This window comes from Geobacter sp. AOG2 (assembly GCF_019972295.1).
GTDB lineage: Bacteria > Desulfobacterota > Desulfuromonadia > Geobacterales > Pseudopelobacteraceae > Oryzomonas.
On sequence record NZ_BLJA01000001.1, the window covers coordinates 2151185 to 2167667 of the forward strand.

Below are 16483 nucleotides of genomic sequence, written 5' to 3' on the forward strand. Positions count from 1 at the left end.
CCCCGCCTTATACTCTTTCACCAATTCTACTTAGAAGATCGTTTCTCATCTCCATATAAATCGCACCTATTTTTGTTATAGACATTAGCATCTTCTTCGCTGTGTCGAAATGTTTAGAATCGGACGTTGCCGTAGCAATTCCATACAGCACAAGCACAAAATCCAATTTTTCTCCGTCATCTAACTTTTCTATGTCTATCGATGTTAAATATTCATTAGCCTCTTCAAAGTTTTTCAACGCTAAGCTTGCTTTTGCAATAAATATATTACCAACTGGGGAAGGTTCGATGGCTATGCTATCAATAAAATATCTCCTTGCCTCAGTAAACTTACCAATGTGGAAATTCAGCTCTCCCAAGATAAAATATGCTCTAGCTAAATCAGACGGGGACAAGGCTGAACTTTCTTGCAATTGGGTTAGAATCATTAGTGATTCATTCAGGTGATTTTCTTCATCAGTTAAAGTACCTAAATAGTATAAGCAATCAGCAAAAAGAACTTTTTCTGAACTTGAAGAACTTGCGAGGTGGCCCTGTTTAAATGATGCAATGGTATTATGAAGAAGATTGATGGCAGAATTAACGTCTTTGTTCACATAAAGTAGCATCGCCTTCATGGTTTGATAGTGCAGAACTGTTCCGGCCTCTGGGTTCGCATCAAGAATGCGGTCAATAATTGAAATCTTTTCTTCCGAAGTTAATTGTTCCCCAACAAGTTGCAGATAAAGATTTAATACCTTTATATCTGTAGTTGTTTCTAGGTCTGAAATTTTTTTTAATTCTTTATAAGCCAGTTTTATATTTCCAGCTTTCTCCAATTGATACAATGCCTTCAAGTAGGCTATTTCATCATACCATCGCTGGTCTTCGACTGCTTTTGAATGGAATTTCAGAACTCCGTAATAGTCTTTTCCATTTCCAGCCATATCATAACATTTCTTTAAAAATTGAATTATACCTGTTAGCGCATCAACATCCATAGTTATAAACTTGTCAGCAATATCTGCGCCTGTCTTTATTAAAGGTACGGTATGAGCTCTGTGACAAAGTAAGTACCACGTGAGATGTAAACGACCGGCTCTAAGTGCGTCTTTATAGTTCTCGCATGCATATGCTTTTCTAGCCTCACTCATAGCCACACTACTGTACAGCCCCCTGCAGCAGTTTTTAAATTTTTGACCAGAACCACACAAACATGAATCTTTAGGCCCTGGCTCAAATGTATGCAAATAATGCTGTGTTAAAACTTTGTCTGAGTACGGATAATAAGGATCAACTTCTTGGTCTAGGACTTCTGGTGAATTGCGTTTAATTCCCCAGATTTTTTGTACTGGAACAAAGAAATTAGGCACAAGCTTATCTTCTTGTGGTGGTCCTAAAACACACTTACCGTTTATTTTGCGGAAAGGAATGGCGACATTCCGACATTCCCCCAACGATGATAGCCCAGAGATTGCAAGGATCTCTTGCTTATCAGAGATCTTATCAGGCGTGCCGAATTCGATCTTATCAGCAACACTATAATTCCAAGCTTCTCCGACAAAAAATACTTCTTTGATGCCATGCTGTTTTGCTTTTTTTGCAATATTCTGCCAGAATAAATATTTATCTTCTTGATTCCTAAAATTTGTTTGCACCATTTCCAAGCGACGGTGAGAGCTAACCATAAATACCACCGTCATATGATACCCGTCTGCTTCTAATAGTTGTTTTGCTGTTTCTAAAAAGTAACTGAACCGGCCCTCGAAGGAGTCGGGCATTTCCTTATAGGTACTACCATATCTTTCTTTTGCAGCTTCCAAAATTTCAGCTGGCATTTTTAATGGAAGAAACCTTAAATGAATTGGTTTTAAGTCTGGGATAGATAGCCATTCCGTTCGATAATCTTCAAAGCTCTGCATGCACGACGGAGTATATTCTTCAAGAAGCTGAAATATTATTCCTGGTTCTATTTTCGTCTTTTCTTTATCGAATATCGGATAAATTCTGTCTGGCCCCAATTTGTCGTCTATATCGTTCACTAAAATGATAAGCACTGTGAAGGCGTGGGCAAGGGCGCTTAGCAATTCAATGCTCTCTAGATTCTTATCAATCCATCGCCTTTCAACTTTTAAATACCCCTTTTCAGCACCAAACGATGAATCCATTTCAACAACCATTTTGCCTATCGTTTCGATTTTTTCTAATGGGTTGACTTCCAGTGTAAATGATGGTTCTTTTAGATAATTGTTATGTATAGATACGATTGCTACACTTTTGGTTTCTAAGTCAGATTGTTTTACAATTTGATTTCGTGCATCTCTGCACCATATCATTATCGTATCTTTTGCCATAGCTTGTTGCCATAGAGCATACCAATCTTCGAAGTTATGGATTTTTGACTTCTCAGACTGCAACGCAAAGGTAACATTGCGTAAAGCTTGGATGCAGGCATTTAAATAAATGACAAACTCATCTGAGTTTTTGTATGACTCAGCTGCCTTTACCCAATGCGAAAAAGCCTCACGAAGCCGTTTACTGGCAGTCAATTCCATTTGATCCTCATTTGCATTGCAAGGAGAACTCGGGGACCGAGAGGACCCACATAATTTCCTCTAAACTTATACTCTTAGATGCGTCTCCTTGGCTGCCCACCCTGTACCTCCAATTCCATTTGGCCAACGGGAATGGCTTTGACCCGCCAGCCTTTTTGGGCGTGTCGTAAGTCTTGTAAGTGCCTGCGCTGCTGTTGAGCACCTTTAGATGTGTCTTGTATCAAGGCTTGCTTTTCGACTTCTTAGGCCACTTCTGAGCCCCATGCAGAAACCGCAGAATCTCTATCCGCTCGCCCATGATGCGGTAGATAGTAATAAAAGGGGTCTGACTGATAACCAACTCGCGGGTTCCCTTCACTCTCCCAATCCGCCCCATTTCCGGCTGCAAAACAATAAGACTGGTTTGCCGCTCAATCTCCTCATCCTGCGAGATCGCCGCAAGCGGGTTGTCCTGGGCGATGTAGTCCAGTTGCTCGAAACGTTCCTCTGCGGCAATGGGCAACCATACTAGGATCACGCGGCACGCCCTTTAGCCTGCTTTGCCCACGCCTCCCGGCGCTTCGCGCTCATTGCCTTGACCTCGGCATCAGAAAGCCATGCCGCGCTCGGGTTGTCTGCCTGCCGGATACCCTCTGCAACCTGCTCCCGGAACCACTTGTCATGCTCGGCGGCGTCGAAGGTCCGCTTCATCCGGGCTGCCGCGTCAGGGCGTACCCGCTTCTCGGCAGGGTCATAGTTACTGGCATTGACGTTGAACTGCGATATACCAATGCTCTTGAGGTAGTTCACAAGGGTTTCAAACCGGCTGAAAACCCTGACGGCACCACGCCGGGCTGCCAAAGTCCGTTCCATCATGCCATATTTGATGACGATTCCCCACCCCCCCGGTTGGCCGATGACTTCCGCGCCGCGCACGGCCCCGGCCTCGACCAGGTGTTGCAGGGTCACATGATCTATTGTGTCCATCGTTGTTGCCATACAACCCACCTCCGGTTACTTACTTTGTAATTACATTTATAACCAAATAATAAATAATTGGCAACGGGCAAATGAATACCCCGCCCGGCAACTTGACATAGCATCCCCACTGGGCGCGATTAAGAGGCATTTACAGTTTCACCAAATAAATCTGGCTATTACAATTGGCGTAATGCCATGTTTCGGATAGGTTGATTTCATATATTAAAGGGTTTCCACGATAAAGACAGCGAAGTGCTCTTTGATGATCGGTTTGTAAAACGTTTTAGGCTTTTGAGAGACATACGCATCAATGGCAAATGGCGTATCTGCTTCAAATGGCTTGGGAACGTACTTCGGGGTGTCACCGGAGGTGTGGTTGAATCTCCAGGCCGATTATGATCTGCGGGTTGCCCGGCGAAATATTCGCCTTGCACATTGTGCATCTGGAGCTTGCCGTATAAATTAAGCAAAATCGAATAGATACGTGACAAACCGTAAAGTCCTTTCGAGAACCGGGTCAAAAGAGGGACCTTTTTGCCCCCCGATCAGCCGCCTGCTCCGAATATTATTAATTCTCCGCGCTTATTCTCCTTGACAGCTCAGAAATCAATATATATATTTTTTCATTATTTCTTATACGAGGACAACCATGGAATTCAATGTAAATATGCAATTTGCGACAGAAGCAGAGGTTTTGAAGGTACTGGGACACCCGATCAGGCTCAAGATCGTGGCCGGCCTCTGCACCCAGGAATGCAACGTGAAGCATATCTGGGAGTGCCTCAACCTGCCGCAAGCCACGGTATCCCAGCACCTTGCCCTGTTGAAACACAAGGGCATCATCGAAGGCAAACGGGATGGCGTCGAGGTGCACTACAGCGTCATCCACCCCCTGGCCAAGAAGATCATAGCCGTCCTGTGAAATTCGGGCGTCAAGCCGGCTTTATCATAAGATATATCACCTCGTAGGTCGCAGGGATCATCCCATCCGCAAAGAAGCGCCGTTGGTAAACCTCCGACATATCCTCGATAATTCTCCGCCAGCCGAGTCCGCCCGCGCCGCCCCGCGCCGCCGCGCCGGCGCCGATGCCCTTGATGGACCTGAGCAGCCCCTGCACGTCGGGGTGATGGTCCATCTCGATCTCGCTGGTCACCTGCACCTGCCCGAGATCGAGGCGGGCCAACGCCTCCCGCACCGCCGCAACCCCCATGAACCGATGCAGCCGCCCGAGACGGGGGTCGTCCGGCGCTGCCCGCCGGGCAAGCGCTTCGCGGTAACTCTCCTGCAACTCCCACAGCGTCGCGCCGCCGAAGAAGGCCAGGGCGATAAACCCGTCCTTTGTAACGATGCGCCGGCATTCCCGGAGACAGCCATCCAGCGAACCGAGCCATTGCAGCGTGGATGCGGAGACCACAAGGTCGAAGGAACCATCCCGGAACGGGAGGTGTTCCGCATCCCCGTTGACGAACAGGCAATCCCCCTCCTCCTTGACGCTGGCCTGCCGAACCATGTTGAGCGCCAGATCGAGCCCGCAGCGGTGCACCTTCGGGTAGCGCTCCTTCAGGGCGGCCGTCAGCGCCCCGGTGCCGCAGCCGATGTCCAGCGCAATCCGGGGCGTCTCCGTCACGCGCCCCGCCAACAGTTCCATGAGACGCCGCACCACGCGCTGCTGCACCGAGGCAAGCCGGTCGTATGCGTCGGCATGGCGGTGAAACGATCTGCCTACCTTGCGCCTGTCAAACATATGCGCCGCGCACCTCCCGGCTGAAATCCGCCAGACCGGCGTTGAACCCGTCGCAACGGGTCAGGAAAGGGGCATGGCCGCACCCGGCATAGGTCACATGGCGGCCGGCGGGAATCCGTTTTGCCATGAAGGCCGAAGCCGCAGACGGGCAGATCGGGTCGTGTTCGCCGCTGATCACCAGGGTCGGCCGGTCGATGGCCGCAAGCTGTTTCCGCAGGTCGGCCTCCGCGAGCGAGGCCAGGGATTGCAGCGCCACGGCCGTTTCCGGGACCGGCACCGCATCCAGTAGGGCACGGATCTCCTCCTCCCGGCCGCTCGCGGCCAACTCTCCCGGAACGAACATGCGGGCAACAAACCCCTCAAGGGCCCGTTTCAGGTTACGGCGCACCTTGAGGGCCATGCCCTGGGCCTCGGCCGGGGCCAACCCGTGGGGAAAATCCGCGGCGGAGGTAAACAGCGGCGTTCCGCAGATCAGCACCAGGCCGCTCAAACGCTCCTGCAAGAGGGGTACGGCGCGTACCGCCACCTGGGCCCCCTGGGACCACCCCGCCAGGATGGCGCCGTTCAGGTCGAGATAACGGAACAGGTCGATAATATCGGAGCAAAACGTCTCCAGGCGGCACTCGCCGGAACCCACGGGAGAGTCGCCGTGGCCGCGCAGGTCCGGGGCGATCACGCGGAACCGGGCGGAGAGCCGGTCAAGCTGGAGGCTCCAGACGGCGGAGGACATGCACCAGCCGTGGATCAGCACCAGCGCCGGTCCCTGCCCCTGTTCCCGGTACCGGAGCCGCTCCCCCCGGCTATCTTCATACCACGGCATCTAGATGACCCCCAATCTGCGGCCGACCGCTATGACCCGCTCGGCCGCCCGGTCCAGGTCTGCGTCGCCGTGGGTCGCCATGAGGGTAAAACGGAGCCGGCAGGCACCGGCAGGCACGGTGGGGGGACGAATCCCCTGGACGTACAACCCTTCTTCCAACAGCATCCCGGAAAACCGCATGGTGGTGTCGGCCTCCCCGGTCACGAGCGGCACGATCTGGGTTTCGCCGTCGGGGAGCGTGAAACCGGCCGAGCGCATATGGTTTCTGAACAGAGCGCTCTTGCGGCGGAGTTGTTCCCGCAGGCTCTTCACTTCCGGCGATCGGACCAGTTCGACCGCCGCCAGGGACGCCGCCAGCACGGCCGGCGGCAGGGAGGTGGAAAAGATGAAGCTGCGGGCGCGGTTGAGCAACAACTCCCGTAACTCCGCCGAAACCGCGGCATAGGCGCCGTAGCTCCCCAGAGCCTTGCCGAAGGTGCCCATGCCGATATCCACGCCGTCCGTGACGCCCAGCATTTCGGCCGTGCCCCTCCCCTGTTCCCCCAGGACCCCGCTGCCGTGGGCGTCATCCACCATCAGGAGCGCCTTGTGGTCGGTCTTGAGCCGGACCAGTTCCCCGAGGGGGGCGATATCGCCGTCCATGCTGAAGACCCCGTCCGTGACGATCAGGGCGCGGCCCGTGCCCCGGTGTTTTTCCAGCAGCCGGGCCAGAGCGGTATGATCGTTGTGGGGATAACGCACCAGCCGCGCGCCGGACAGAAGAGCGCCGTCAACGATGCTGGCATGGTTGAGCCTGTCGGAAAAAATGACGTCGCCACGCCCGGCCAGCGCCGGGATGATGCCGGTATTGGCGGCGTAACCGCTGTTGAAGAGCAGCGCCGCCTCCGTCTGTTTGAAGCGGGCCACCGCCGCCTCCAGGCGCTCATGCAACTCCATGGTGCCGGACACGAGCCGCGAGGCCCCGCTCGAAACGCCGAACCGGGTTGCGGCGTCGGCCGCCGCCGCGATCAGGGCCGGATGATCGGCAAGCCCCAGATAGTTGTTGGAACAGAGCAACAGCACCTTTTTGCCGGCCATCTCCACCCACGCCGACTGGCGCCCCTGGATAAGGCGCGTCCTGCGATACAGTCCCCGCTCCTTGATCTGCTCCAACTCCTGTTGAATGGAAATCTCCACAATGCCTCCGAATAGTCAACCCGCATCAATACCGAGGTTGACAAGTATGGCAAAAAAAATGCTGGTGTTCGCATGCCCGGTTTTTCACACACATGAGCCGTACAGGACCCTAACCCAGGGGCAGGGAAAAGGAGAAAACCGTGCCCTCGTCCTGATTGCTTCTGAAATCGACCTTGCCCTTGAGATAGCGCTCCCCGAACAATTTCATGCTGTACGTGCCGATGCCCCGGCCCAACGCAGATTTCGTGCTGAATGAGCGCTTGAACAGTTGCAACTGCGCCTCCGACGGAATCTCGCCGCTATTGTGTACCTCGATAGTTGCCCGCGATCCGTCCGAATCGGCCGAAAGCGTCACCACGCCTCCGACCGGTGTGGCCTCCAGGGCATTCAGCGTCATATTGCCGATGATCCGGCGCAGGATCGCCGCATCGGTGGTGACGATGAAATCCGGGCCGTCCTTCAGCACCAACTCCCTGCCGGGCGCCCTCTCGTGATGGTTGAAAAGCCGGCTGGTTTCGAGCAATACCTCCCGGATGCTTACGGGGGCGCATTCGGGCACGAACTCTCCCCGTTCCGCCGCCAGCAGATTGCGTTGTCCCTGGATCTCGTCCAGCAGGTTTCCCGACAGCGTCACAAGCCAGCCGACGTAGTCGGAAGGCGCATGCCCGGACACGTCCTCCCGCTCCGCCATAAGGGAGGCCAGACCATGAATGCCGCCGGCCGTATTGACGACATCATGGAAAAAAAGCTGCTCCAGAACCTCGCGACGTTTTTCGTTGCTGATATCCTGGAGTACCACGATGGTGAATTTCCGGTCGTGGATACGGATCGGCGTCGCCGTTGCCAGCATATCGAGGGCAAGCTCCCTGTCGCCCTTCACGGCGACCAGGCACTCGCGCACAACCTGTCCGCCGCTCTCCTGGCTCTTCAGAATGGCGAGCACGGCGCCGCATACGGAACAATACTCACTGGTGCCGCACCCGCCGGAGGAATCTTCGGCATGGGCGCAGTTGAGCACCTCGCCGAGACGCTTGCCGACCAGTTCCCCATTGTCGGCAGCCCCGGAAAGCTGAAGCGCGTTACGGTTACAGGCCACGATCTGCCGCTGTTCGTTGACCAGCACCACATAGCCCGGCATGGCCTGGATAAGGGTGTCCACCAACTCTTCGTGGAGAACGGCCCGCTGCTGTTCCGCCAGAACATCGCCGGAGGCCAGCTCGGCAGGGGCAAACCGGGTCATGGAGAGTGCGGATTGTGTTTGAGCCATGCCAGCCCCCTACAAATAGGACGTAAGCCCGCGCGCCGTCAGTTGCTCGACCACCTTTTTCACATCCTGGGCCCGCTCCCGGTCGCACACCAGCAGGGCATCCGGGGTTGACACCACCACCAGCCCCCGTACCCCGACCGTGGCCACCATTTTGCCGTCGGCGTAGATCAGGCAATCCGACGAATCGATGGCCACATGGCCTGCGGCGTTGATGCAAACCGTGCCGGAGGCGTCCGGGGCGACCACCTCGGGGAGGGCGCTCCAGCTTCCCACATCGCTCCACCCCATTTCCACCGGCACCACCAGGACCTTGGAGGATTTCTCCATGACGGCGTAATCTATGGAAACGCCGGCAACGGCGTCGTACATCGTCTCGATCTGCGCGGCAAGGTCCGAGAGTTCCCAGACATCGCCGGTAAACGATATGCCCGCCAGGGCCCGCCCCAAATCGGGTACATGGAAGGCTATCTCCCCCAGGATCGTGTCGCAGCGCCAGATGAACATCCCGCTGTTCCAGAAAAAGTTGCCCTCTTCCAGGTAACGGACCGCCTGCTCCAACGGCGGCTTCTCCACAAAGCGTCGTACCGGGAACGGTCCGTCGCCGCGCAGTTCGAGATCGGCCTCGATATAGCCGTAACCGGTCTCGGGGCGGGACGGCATGATGCCCAGCGTCACCAGGTAACCGTTGTGCGCCGCGTGGCGGGCGCGCACCAGGGTTTCCCGGAGCCCCTCCTCGTCCTTGATGAAATGGTCCGCGGGCAGCACCACCATGATCCCTGCGGGATCGTGGGCGGCAATGATGGCGGCCGCCAGCCCGATGGCCGGGGCGGTGTTCCGGGCCGAGGGTTCGGCGATGACGTCGATGGGCACGCCCTTGTAGCCGGAGAGCTGAAGCTCCGTCTCTTCGGCCTGAATCCGGTTGGTGATCACCAGGATACGCTTGGGGTTGAGCGGCAGCACCCGTTCGACCGTCCGCTGGAGCATGGTCCGGTCCCCGGTGATGGAGATGAGCTGCTTGGGACGGGCGGCACGGGATAAAGGCCAGAAACGGGTGCCGGAACCGCCGGCAAGGATCACGATATACATGGTCGTCCCTTCCTCACTTGTATTGGATGCGATCTATAAAGTCGGATACCTCGCGGGCCAGGCTGTTGAGGGTTTCGCTGGTGTCGAAGACATCCCACAGGGTCTGCCGGAAATAGGCGACCTCCTGGCCTGTCGCACCGTCGTGGAGCGTCGCCGTGATGGAGACGCGAAAACGCCCCACCCTGGTAAATTTCCCCTTCAATACCAGTGTCGTCCCGGTTATCTCGCCGTCGCGGGTCACTTCCTGGTAGATATGCCGGGACAGGACGTACCGTTCTATCTGCCTGGCCAGTTCGTCGGGCATCCGGGCGTAGTTCCGCTCGCGCTCGCTCATGCGCTCTTCCGGGACGTTGGTGTACAAATCGCGGCTCAAGTCGAAGTTGCGGATGACCAGGGATTTATAGGTAGCCATCGGTTGCTTGTTGGTGACGACCTCCTCATCCACAACCGTGGTGGATGTGGTGGCGCAGGCCGTCAGCAGGCACAACAATACAAATATGGCGCTATATTTCAGATAATTGAACATACTTAGTCACAGTAAAACTTTAAGAGGCATCGGGGAGATTGCACCGGTTGTAATCATCATCGAAACGGACGATATCGTCTTCCCCGAGATACTCGCCGCTCTGCACCTCGATGACTACCAGGGGGATCTTCCCCGGATTTTCCAGGCGGTGGGTCTTCCCGATGGGGATGAAGGTGGATTCATTCACATTGACCAGAAACTCGTCATCACCGCAGGTGACCTTGGCAATGCCGGACACGATGATCCAGTGCTCGCTGCGGTGATGGTGTTTCTGCAACGACAAGCGTTGTCCCGGCTTGACCTCGATGCGCTTGATCTTGTAGCTGGTGTTCTCGTCCAGTACGACGTATTCCCCCCAAGGGCGCTCTCCCCGTTCCATATCTTCTCCTGGGAGGTTGTTGAAAAACAGCCATCTCGCCTCCGTCCTCGAAAGCCCTTTTGTGCGGCGTAGCGCTGCTACGCCTCCGCAGGGCCTTCTGCGGGTGCGACGATCTGACTATTTTTGAACAACCTGAGTTTTTTAACAGCCTGTTATTTCCTCAATCTCAGATACGAGCGTAGCGCATCCCGCCACGGCTGCGGCCCATAGCCGCAATCGCGCAACAGTTTGCCGCAGTCCAGCGTTGAATAGAGCGGACGCCTCGCCGGACGGTTCAACTGCTCGGTGGTCATGGCGGTGACCTTTACCCCCATCCCCGCCTCCTGAAAAATGGCGCGGGCAAACTCATTCCACGAGCAATACCCCCCGTTGGCGGCATGGTAGACGCCGCGGCACCCCTTTTCGATCAGGGCCAGAATAGCGTGGGCCAGGTCCACGGTCCAGGTGGGGGAACCGATCTGGTCGTCCACCACCGAGAGTTCATCCCGCTCCGCGCCCAGGCGCAGCATGGTCTCGACGAAGTTCTTGCCGTGCAGGCCGTAGAGCCATTGAGTGCGGACAATCAGGTGATCGGGGTTGACGGCTGCGTTCATCTCGCCCGCCAGCTTGGATTCGCCGTAGACGTTGAGGGGATTGGGGGCGTCGTTCTCAAGATAGGGCGCCCCCTTGCCTCCGTCGAAGACATAATCGGTGCTGACCTGGACCAGGCGCGCTCCGATCATGCGGGTAGCCATGGCCAGATGGGCCACACCTTCGCCATTGACCTGCATGGCGGTTTCCTGATTGCTCTCGCAGCCGTCCACATCGGTGTAGGCGGCGCAATTGACCACCACCGACGGGCGCACCGCCGTGAGAACGCGCTCGGTGGATTCCAGCGAGGTGATGTCGATATCGTCGATATCCACACCCCGCCCCCGTTCGCCGAGCAGGGCCATCATGTCCCGGCCCAGCATGCCGTTGGCTCCGACTACCAGAATCATGGTTTGCCCCCGTATTGCTGCGTGTAATATTCCCGGTACGCCCCGGAGGTAACCTCGGCCACCCACTCCTGATTGGCCAGATACCAGTCGATGGTCTCGGCAATCCCCTGCTCGAAGGTAAAGGCCGGGCCCCAGCCCAGGTCGTTTTTCAGCTTCGAGGCGTCGATGGCATAGCGCCGGTCGTGGCCGGGGCGGTCCTTGACAAAGGTGATGAGGCTGCGGTTCTCGCCGGCAGGCCGGCCCAGACGTGCGTCCAGCAGGTCGCAGACCAGATGAACGATGTCGATGTTCTTCCACTCGTTATTGCCGCCGATGTTGTAGACCGAGCCGGGGGCGGCCTGCTTCAGGACCGTCTCCACCGCCGCGCCGTGATCGCGCACATGCAGCCAGTCGCGCACATTCAGGCCGTCGCCGTAGACCGGCAGCGGCTTTTTGTTGATGATGTTGTGGATCATGAGCGGGATCAGTTTCTCGGGGAAATGATAGGGGCCGTAGTTGTTGGAACAGCGGGTGTTGAGGGTCGGCATGCCGTAGGTCTCGTGGTAGGCCCGCACCAGGAGGTCGGCACCGGCCTTGCTGGCCGAATAGGGGGAATTGGCGGACAGGGGCGTCTGCTCGGTAAAATAACCGGTTTCGCCAAGGCTGCCGTAGACCTCGTCCGTGGAAATCTGGAGATAGCGGAAGCCGGTGACCGCCCCGGACTGCCAGTGCTTGCGGCTCTCCTCCAGCAGGACCTGCGTTCCCAGCACATTGGTGCGCACGAAGATCTCGGGGCCGGTAATGGAACGGTCCACATGGGATTCGGCGGCAAAATGGACGACCGCATCGACCTTCCGCTCTTTCAGTACGGCCGCCACCAGAGTGGCATCGCAGATGTCGCCCTTGATGAAACGGTAGCGGGGGTTGCCCTCCACCGCGGTCAGGTTCTTCAGATTGCCCGCATAGGTCAGGCAATCAAGGTTGGTCACGTCGCAGCCCGGATTGGCGGCAACGAAAGAATGGATGAAGTTGGAGCCGATGAAACCGGCACCTCCGGTCACGAGAATGGATGTCGGCTGGAATGGCATCTTGCGGGCTCTCCTCGGAGACACATGGTAGTGATCTGTTAACCGAAAAAATGTACCATATTTGCCGGTGGTCTGCGAATAAAAAAACTCCTGCCGGGCAAGCGGCGGGGCTCTACCCTTGCCCGTGCGGCCAAGTTGGTATATAAATCGGAAAAGGACATCTCACGAAAGGAGGGAAAGACCATGACAACAGCAACCTGCCGCTGCGGCGGAACCACCCACAGCCACATGTGCATGCTCAGAAGCAACGGGAAAACCGAAGAGATCGCGCGCATCACCACCGACCCCAAGTTCTATTGTTTCACCTGCGGAGCCGAGGCCAACTGTGCCGAGAATCTGTGCGAACCGGCCCCCATCGAGGCCTGAGACGGTTGTTCAACAGCCTGCGCTAGGGACCATCGGCGCGTACGATCCAATCCTTCTTGCAGCAGGCGGAGGCAAGCCCCCCCGTGGCGGTCAACAGGACGGTCACGGCGTTGAAGACCTCATCGACCGTGATATCGCTCATGCACCGGGCGGCAATGGGACACGGCGGCGTGGTGCCGAAGGTCGTACAGGGCGAACAGGGCAGGCCCTTGTTGATCACAATGTGGCGATCCCCCCGGGGAGCCCATTTTCGCGCCCTCCCCGGCCCGAACAGCGACACGGTGGGAATCCCCAGCCCTACGGCAATGTGCAGCACGCCGGAATCGCCGCCGAGCAATAAGGCGCTCTTCCGAATAACCGCCGCGGTTTCGGACAACGAGGTCCGGCCCGCCAGGTTCAATCCCTCTCCTCCCGCTACGATCATCTCCCCCTGGGCTTTATCCTCCCTGCCGCCCACCACGACGACCGGAACCCCCACGGCAGCCAACAGTTCAGCCGTTTTTCCGAACTTATCCGCCCCCCAGCGCCGCTCCGGGATGCTGGCGCCGGGGAAGATCGTCACGAAGGCCCTCCCCGTGAATTTCTCCACGAGTGCATCCGCCCGCTCCACCGCCGCCTGGGGAACGGTGAGAAAAGGCAACGAAACCTCGCCCTGCTCGATACCCAACGGCCCAAGCAGTTTTACAAAGCTGTCGATCTCATAGTCGTCCTGGGAATAGGCCACGGGATGCGTAAACAGGCGAGCGCGCTCGTTGGCGGCAAAGCCGATCGACACGGGTGCGCGGATCAGGCGCGCCACCACGGCCGACAGGCGGTGCCACTGTTCGGTGTCGATGACCACATCGTACCTGCCGCGCAGGGCGCGGAATAGTTCGGCCGGACGGTCGTAATGCAAGATCTGGCGGACATGGGGGGAGAGGCTAAAGACGGCGCTGTTGCGCTTTTCGGCGAGGCAATCGATGGCTGCGTCCGGGTATGCCGATTTGATGGCGCTGATGGCGGGGATCAGGTGCACGGCGTCGCCGATGCCGCCGGGGCGGATGAGGAGGATGGCGGTGATTGGAGCAGGCGTGGCCTTCACGCCGGGCCGGGGCATCAATGAGGCCGCCAGCCGCCCGATCACGGCGTCCAGGGATTTCATCACACCGATATTCATCGGGAAGCGCCGCTTACCGTCGGTTCGGGCTTGCCGAGCAGGAGCCGGTCCACAACCTCCACGCCCTGCATGAAGGAATGATCCATGTTGCCCACCTCGTATTTCCAGGCCCCGAAACGGCCGCGGGAATAGACGTTGCGGGATTCGAGATACGGCTGAATCAGGTCGAGCGCCCTGTCCCGCCCCAACGTCGGCACCGGATAGGAATAGGGAATATCGATCAGGTAACGGCTGACGATATCCTCCCTCTGCCTGTTTTCGATCATGCCGCTGTTGACCAGCCCCTGGACCGTTTCGTCCACAATGGCCGCTGGAGACGCCGGCTTGTGCGGCGAATAGGTGGTCTCGCACATGAGGGAAAACGCATGGTCCGTATCGCCCAGCGGCACATTGTAGGGAGAATAATTGTGAAAGTTCGTCACCCGGTAGAACGGGCTGTCCTTCTCCGGGAAGTACATCCAGCACTTCGTATCCTCCCGATGCCCTGTAAAGCCGAGTCCAACGATCAGGCCGCCATTGTGGACCAGGCCCTCCGTGGCGGAAGCAACCGCTTCCGGCACGGCGCTGCACGACCCGACAAACAGGTCCAGCGGGACCGTGGTGATCAACACGTCATACGATTCCACCCTGCCGTTGGCGAATCTGACCTGTTTCGCCTCCAGATCGACCGTCCGCATCTCGTGATTCAGGTGAATCCTCTCCCTGAGCGGCCCGGCGATCCCCTCGTAGATGGCCCCGGTCCCCCCCTGTTTCGGGAATTTGAAGGTGTTGTTCGGCCCCCAGCTCAGGTCGTCCAATCCATCGGCGATGTTCTTTTCAATACGGGCCAGGTCCACCATGCTGACCCGTTCGGCGATCCATTCCTTGCTCATGGTTTCCAGCGGCACGCCCCACACCTTGCGGTTATAGGGCTCCATGAAGTAGTTAACGATGCCGCTGCCGAAGACCGTGTCCATCCACTCGCGGAAATTGGTTGTATTTACCGGGCTTCCCGAGAGATTGCGCAGTCCTTCGACGCACGCCTGCAACGCCTCGTCCGGCAGGTGGCGGACGTTGTTCTGGAAGGGATACGGCACCCAGGTTTGCAGGATGCGGACCCAGCTCTCCCGCTGGTGTTCGTAGTACGAGTCGCCCAGCGCGGCGGCAACGGCCTTGTCGAAATAGTCGTAGTGGGAAAAGAGGACATGCCCGCCGACATCCCAGGTAAAACCGGAATCGTCGAGAAAAGAGGCGGATAGCCCCCCAACATTACCGTTGCGCTCGAAGAGTTGCCAGTCGGTGTGGCCCAGTTTATCGAGGTGGTAGGCGGCGCCCAGGCCGGTGGGGCCGGCGCCCAGGATGAGGATGGTCATGCTTTGTCAGTACCTTTTCTATACCTTAAGAGGGGTGGATAATTTCAGGGAAATTGGGCTTCGAGCAGAATCACGTCTTGCCAAATTTCTTCCTGACCCTGGCTTCAAGAAATGAATCGTGCGATCTTTCAAGAAAACGAGGTGCTCGTCCCATTATTGTTAAAGCACCGTAAAGATATGCCAGACTTTCCGAAAGTGCCCCAGTATAACGTAATGGCCACTTCATCCCTAGAACCGTACGTAGGCGACATAAAGCAAACCTGAAAGCGGGGAAAGGAATGTTATGTTTTTTAGCAAAATAGATTCGATTCCTACTCCAGTAAAACCAGTTTAGAGGATGATCCCTTCGCCCTGTTGACGATCCTACTTTATGATAGAGGATTGCGGATGGTATAACATAATTGAAGCTTCCCATATTCCGTACCCGCAAGCTTAGTTCCGAATCCTCCCAATACATAAAAAAATTTTCATCAAAGCCTTCGATGTTTTCCCACAACTGCCGGCTTCCGAACATTGCACAACCGGTAACAAAGTCTGTAACCGTAATGTCATCGTAACCGCCATCATCAATGCAGCCTTCTTCTCCATGATATCCTTTTAACTCGGGAAAATACTCCAGTATTCCACCGCAATATTGAATTGTTTCGGGCTCATCATAATAGTAGATCTTGCATCCCAAGAGACCTGGATTAGTCAAGACGGAGTGTGCCTGCAACAGACGACTAACAATATCAGGTTTAACAATAGTGTCGTTATTGAGAAGAAAAATGAAGTCAGCCTTATGACTCAAGGCAAAGCTGATCGCTCTGTTGTTAGCTCTTGCGAATCCAAGATTTTCGGAATTAATAATCAAGAAGACATCTGGATATTTCAATTTTATTACTTCCACAGTATTATCAGATGACGCATTATCAACTACCACGACTCTGTAGTTGCTGTAATCTATTGACCTAAGAGATTCGAGACACTCCACGGTATCAGCCAGACCATTCCAATTTACAATGATGATATAAACAAGTGGCATGCCAGTTAAGTCCGCTCCTGAATGGTAATTCCCTTACAAGGGATGT

General features: G+C 56.1%; 17 protein-coding genes. 2 read left to right on the forward strand and 15 right to left on the reverse strand.

All coding sequences use genetic code 11. The features are described from left to right. Positions 1-7: 7 nt before the first annotated feature. The 3 genes from LDN12_RS09680 to LDN12_RS09690 form a co-directional block, all read right to left on the reverse strand. Positions 8-2533 carry an SEC-C domain-containing protein gene (locus LDN12_RS09680; protein WP_223922470.1) on the reverse strand — a complete coding sequence of 842 codons (2526 nt, stop codon included), beginning with the start codon at positions 2531-2533 and terminating at the stop codon, positions 8-10. Positions 2534-2753: 220 nt separating this feature from the next. Beyond that, the gene (locus LDN12_RS09685) at positions 2754-3050 is read right to left on the reverse strand and encodes a type II toxin-antitoxin system RelE/ParE family toxin (RefSeq protein ID WP_223922471.1); all 297 of its coding nucleotides are present in this window, start codon (positions 3048-3050) and stop codon (positions 2754-2756) included. Beyond that, on the reverse strand, positions 3047-3511 hold the full coding sequence (locus LDN12_RS09690; protein WP_223922472.1) for a hypothetical protein: 465 nt from the start codon (positions 3509-3511) through the stop codon (positions 3047-3049). Before LDN12_RS09690 ends, LDN12_RS09685 begins: the two co-directional genes overlap by 4 nt. A gap of 631 nt (positions 3512-4142) precedes the next feature. Between LDN12_RS09690 and LDN12_RS09695 the strand changes: the two genes are divergently transcribed. Then, entirely contained in the window at positions 4143-4415 is a 273-nt protein-coding gene (locus LDN12_RS09695) for a helix-turn-helix transcriptional regulator (RefSeq protein WP_223922473.1), read from the forward strand. A gap of 10 nt (positions 4416-4425) precedes the next feature. Here LDN12_RS09695 and LDN12_RS09700 read toward each other — a convergent pair whose 3' ends face one another. The 9 genes from LDN12_RS09700 to rfbB form a co-directional block, all read right to left on the reverse strand. Continuing rightward, positions 4426-5238, reverse strand: coding sequence for a methyltransferase domain-containing protein (locus LDN12_RS09700; protein ID WP_223922474.1), 813 nt, complete (start codon positions 5236-5238; stop codon positions 4426-4428). Further along, entirely contained in the window at positions 5231-6058 is an 828-nt protein-coding gene (locus LDN12_RS09705) for an alpha/beta fold hydrolase (protein WP_223922475.1), read from the reverse strand. The genes LDN12_RS09700 and LDN12_RS09705 overlap by 8 nt, the downstream gene beginning before the upstream one ends. Beyond that, positions 6059-7234: an 8-amino-7-oxononanoate synthase gene (gene bioF / locus LDN12_RS09710; protein WP_223922476.1), complete on the reverse strand. Its 1176-nt coding sequence runs from the start codon at positions 7232-7234 to the stop codon at positions 6059-6061. A gap of 109 nt (positions 7235-7343) precedes the next feature. After that, complete coding sequence (locus LDN12_RS09715; RefSeq protein WP_223922477.1) at positions 7344-8501, reverse strand: ATP-binding protein; 1158 nt, start codon at positions 8499-8501, stop codon at positions 7344-7346. Positions 8502-8510: 9 nt separating this feature from the next. Continuing rightward, the gene (locus tag LDN12_RS09720) at positions 8511-9587 is read right to left on the reverse strand and encodes a mannose-1-phosphate guanylyltransferase (RefSeq protein ID WP_223922478.1); all 1077 of its coding nucleotides are present in this window, start codon (positions 9585-9587) and stop codon (positions 8511-8513) included. Positions 9588-9600: 13 nt separating this feature from the next. Further along, a complete protein-coding gene (locus LDN12_RS09725) occupies positions 9601-10113 on the reverse strand; it encodes a hypothetical protein (RefSeq protein WP_223922479.1) in 513 nt (170 codons plus the stop codon). 19 nt (positions 10114-10132) lie between these two features. Then, positions 10133-10492 carry a cupin domain-containing protein gene (locus LDN12_RS09730; RefSeq protein ID WP_223922480.1) on the reverse strand — a complete coding sequence of 120 codons (360 nt, stop codon included), beginning with the start codon at positions 10490-10492 and terminating at the stop codon, positions 10133-10135. 152 nt (positions 10493-10644) lie between these two features. Next, positions 10645-11472: a dTDP-4-dehydrorhamnose reductase gene (rfbD, locus tag LDN12_RS09735; protein ID WP_223922481.1), complete on the reverse strand. Its 828-nt coding sequence runs from the start codon at positions 11470-11472 to the stop codon at positions 10645-10647. Then, positions 11469-12539, reverse strand: coding sequence for a dTDP-glucose 4,6-dehydratase (gene rfbB, locus LDN12_RS09740; RefSeq protein ID WP_223922482.1), 1071 nt, complete (start codon positions 12537-12539; stop codon positions 11469-11471). The genes rfbD and rfbB overlap by 4 nt, the downstream gene beginning before the upstream one ends. A gap of 183 nt (positions 12540-12722) precedes the next feature. On the opposite strand from rfbB, the gene LDN12_RS09745 reads away from it, so the two are divergent. After that, positions 12723-12905, forward strand: a complete 183-nt coding sequence (locus LDN12_RS09745) for a hypothetical protein (RefSeq protein WP_223922483.1) — start codon at positions 12723-12725, stop codon at positions 12903-12905. Positions 12906-12927: 22 nt separating this feature from the next. Here LDN12_RS09745 and LDN12_RS09750 read toward each other — a convergent pair whose 3' ends face one another. The 3 genes from LDN12_RS09750 to LDN12_RS09760 all read right to left on the reverse strand — a co-directional run bounded on the left by LDN12_RS09750 (position 12928) and on the right by LDN12_RS09760 (position 16437). Beyond that, the gene (locus tag LDN12_RS09750; protein WP_223922484.1) at positions 12928-14061 is read right to left on the reverse strand and encodes a glycosyltransferase family 9 protein; all 1134 of its coding nucleotides are present in this window, start codon (positions 14059-14061) and stop codon (positions 12928-12930) included. Next, positions 14058-15413, reverse strand: a complete 1356-nt coding sequence (locus tag LDN12_RS09755; protein WP_223922485.1) for an NAD(P)/FAD-dependent oxidoreductase — start codon at positions 15411-15413, stop codon at positions 14058-14060. Before LDN12_RS09755 ends, LDN12_RS09750 begins: the two co-directional genes overlap by 4 nt. Before the next feature lie 70 nt (positions 15414-15483). Continuing rightward, a complete protein-coding gene (locus tag LDN12_RS09760) occupies positions 15484-16437 on the reverse strand; it encodes a glycosyltransferase family 2 protein (RefSeq protein WP_223922486.1) in 954 nt (317 codons plus the stop codon). Between the last annotated feature and the right edge of the window lie 46 nt (positions 16438-16483).